We start from the raw sequence: 3,266 nt of genomic DNA, 5'->3' as shown, positions 1-3,266 counted from the left end.
TAAGATATCTACTTTTTTATTCTATGGTGGTTGCTCAAACAGTTTGTTTACGTAACCCCTTACTCACCATCCAAAGTCAGCATATGCTTTTCCCATACTAATCATGCAGGGGGTCGGTTATCTTGTCACTTTCAAAATATGAGATATTTAGCACTATTGTTGAATTGGGTAGCCTAACCAAAGCTGCAGAAAAGCTCAATTTAACTCAGTCAGGAGTCAGCTATGCCGTCTCTACCCTTGAAGCAGAATTAGGATTTTCCTTGCTTAAGCGCGATCGCTCAGGTATTAGCTTAACAAGCAACGGCGAACGCATTCTTATCTATGTCCAAAGAATTTTGCATGAAGAAGCGCTTATGCGACAAGAAATAGCTTCAATTAAAGGGCTTGAAACCGGCACTGTACGTTTAGGGACACTATCAAGTGTTTCAATGCAGTGGTTGCCTGGGATTCTAGCACACTTTAGTGAAAAGCATCCCCACATTGAAGTAAAAACCTATCTGGGCTGCTATGATGAAATGAATGACTGGATATCTAACGGCACCGTCGATTTTGGTTTTGTATCTTTACCCACATCTAAACCATTCGAAACCATACCCATAAAAAAGGATAAATTAGTTGTTATTCTTCCTCCTAACCACCCACTACGACATCAGAAGGTTATCTCCTATGATCAAATTAAAGACGAATCTTTTATTATGCCGCAATGGGGCAGCGATGATAATATCAGACGCCTCTTGAACGAACACAAATTGAACCTACAAGTAAAATATGAATTAATGGAAGAACGGACTATCTTGGCCATGGTGCAAAAAGGCTTAGGGATCACTATTCTGCCAGAACTGATTTTGGTGAATGTACCAGATAACATCCATATTGTAGATTTAGAGGAAGCGGATTATCGGATCATCGGCATAGCAGCGAGCTCTCTAAAAAATATATCTCCGGCTGCTAAAAAATTTCTTGCATGCACCCGTTCTTGGCTGCGTGACAATAATTATCTTGATTTTGAGTGATACACAAAAAATATATTTTAAAAAACAAAAGGCAGACATAAAATTCTGTTATACAAAGCTCATGTCTGCCTTTTGTATGAACCTACTGCTATATCACTTTATTGTATCGAACATTCTAATTGCCCACAATAATTCGAAGCTCTATTCTACTCATAAGAACAACAGTAATCTCCTACCGTCAGTCAGCCCCCTAAGCTATCCGCAAAATTCCGTGGTCGGGTAGACGTGAGCCTCTCGGCTTACGTCTACCCGACCATGTCGATACAAAATCTTTAGCCTAATCGCCACTTTTTCCAGCCTTTAGAAACTACTCATCCATTATGATAATCAGCAAAAGGTGTCAGCTATTTAGCTGAAGGTTTCCCGATCTTGCAACGGTGATTTTTTCTTTGTCGCTCTCTCTTACAGCAGTGATTTTGTCCTTGTTAATCTCTTTCCAGAGATCTACGTTCTTAATACCGACCTTATCAGGATCAAAGAAGGGTACCTGACCTGCCTTACGTTGTTCCTCATAGTCATTCAGTATAGCAACGACCTTCGGGAACAAAAACCACAGCATTAACACATTCAGCCATACCATCATACCGCATGCCAGATCAGCTGCCGCCCAGGCAACGGACGAAGTGGTGGTGGAGAAATAAATATACACCATTAATACCATAACCTTCATAACCAAATACACATTTTTACGTGTGCTCTCGCTGGCATTGCCTAAGATATAAGCCATACCGGTTTCAGCTTGATAATAATAGCTGAGTATTGTCGTAAAAGCGAACAATATTACCACCACACCCATAACGAATTCGCCCAGACCAGGCATGAGTGTACCAACAGCCTCCTGGGGAAATACGATACCGTTCTTACCGGCAGCAGCTAATTCCGCCATTTTGGCAGAACCGGAACCGATATAACCGGAAGCCGTATTGAAGCAGTCAGTAACCAGGATCATGAGTCCTGAACAGGTACATATTACGATGTCCATATAGATACCGAAGGAATTTGCCAAACCCTGACCGACAGGATGTGCCGTCTCAGCCGCAGCCGCAGCCGGAGTTTCTTCACCCATACCGGCACCGGATGCGAAGGTGGCGCGTCTAATACCCATAGCAACCGCACTGCCCATCATACCGCCGAATACCGAGCCTTGATCAAATGCAGATAAAAAAATCCAACTAAACATGGTCGGGATTCTATCATAATTAGCAATTAGTACAACTGCCGTCAACACCAGAAAAAGACCTACCTTTATGGGAACAAGAACCGCAGCAAAGGTGCTGATACGTTTGATACCACCGAGGATGATGATGCCCAGAAATATTGCACCAACCACGCCGGTCATCAACGGGGAAACCCCCAAGCTGTGATTTAAGCCTTCGCCGATCATATTGGCCTGAATGCCAGGCATACCGAACAACATTCCCACAACAGTGACTATAGCAAACAGCTTGCCAAACCATTTCCAGCCCAAGCCTATTTCTGCACAATAGTATGCACCGCCGCGGTACTCACCGTCAACCCGAATTTTGTATAACTGTCCCAGTGAGCATTCTGCAAATGATATGGCGGCAAGCAAAATAGATGTAACCCACATCCAGAAGATTGTACCCGGACCTCCCAGATAAACAGCCACTGCCACACCGGCGATATTACCGACACCAACACGGGCAGCCATGGTAGTCCAAAATGAATTGAAGGTGGAGATGCCGCTTTCCGAGCTTTGTTTACTTACCAGATTTCTCACCATATCCTTTAAATTACGGACTTGGGTAAGGCGGAGTCTGATGGAAAAATATACACCTGATATAACAACAAATACCAACATAGCTGGTGACCAAACATAGTCATTTAAGAGACCAATTATATTACCGATATGTTCCATATTAAAGATTCCCCCTTATCATTGAATAGAATGATTAATGGTATACTGATTCCTTTTGAAGCTGTGCTCATTTTGATTCTTCGCTTTCTATTTTGCAGCTGCAATATAAAACCTCCAATCTTAAGCTTGCATAACCCTTTATTGTGTAAATCAATGCGTATTTCTTCCGATTTGGCTACACCTCGATCAAGCCAAATTTATTTTCGGACCAACGAAAGGCTTGTATGGATAAACATCAATCCGCAGTTACATCGTATTTTAATCACAGTATTGATGTTGCCCATCTTTGTAGTAAAGCAAGTTCTATGAAGCGGTCCAGATTATCGCAGGCTAAAGCAACGCATCCAAAATTACTAAATATTTAGATATTTTTT

At 42.2% G+C, this 3,266-nt stretch carries 2 protein-coding genes; one reads left to right on the top strand and one right to left on the bottom strand.

All coding sequences use genetic code 11. From position 1 onward, the window contains the following. Window positions 1–122: 122 nt before the first annotated feature. Entirely contained in the window at window positions 123–1,013 is an 891-nt protein-coding gene (locus VN379_RS22665; RefSeq protein ID WP_325538125.1) for a LysR family transcriptional regulator, read from the top strand. A 340-nt stretch (window positions 1,014–1,353) separates the two neighbouring features. Here the strand turns inward: VN379_RS22665 and VN379_RS22660 are convergent, their stop codons facing one another. Further along, window positions 1,354–2,892, bottom strand: coding sequence for an alanine/glycine:cation symporter family protein (locus VN379_RS22660; RefSeq protein ID WP_325538123.1), 1,539 nt, complete (start codon window positions 2,890–2,892; stop codon window positions 1,354–1,356). Window positions 2,893–3,266 lie beyond the last annotated feature (374 nt).

It is taken from the genome of Sporomusa sp., from assembly GCF_035561255.1.
GTDB lineage: Bacteria > Bacillota > Negativicutes > Sporomusales > Sporomusaceae > Sporomusa.
The sequence above is the reverse complement of the archived record's forward strand: the minus strand, read 5'-3'. Positions and strand labels throughout refer to the sequence as shown.

Coding starts and splice junctions, on each gene's coding strand:
- VN379_RS22660 (WP_325538123.1), bottom strand. CDS start 2,892: ATGGAACATATCGGTAATATAATTGGTCTCTTAAATGACTATGTTTGG.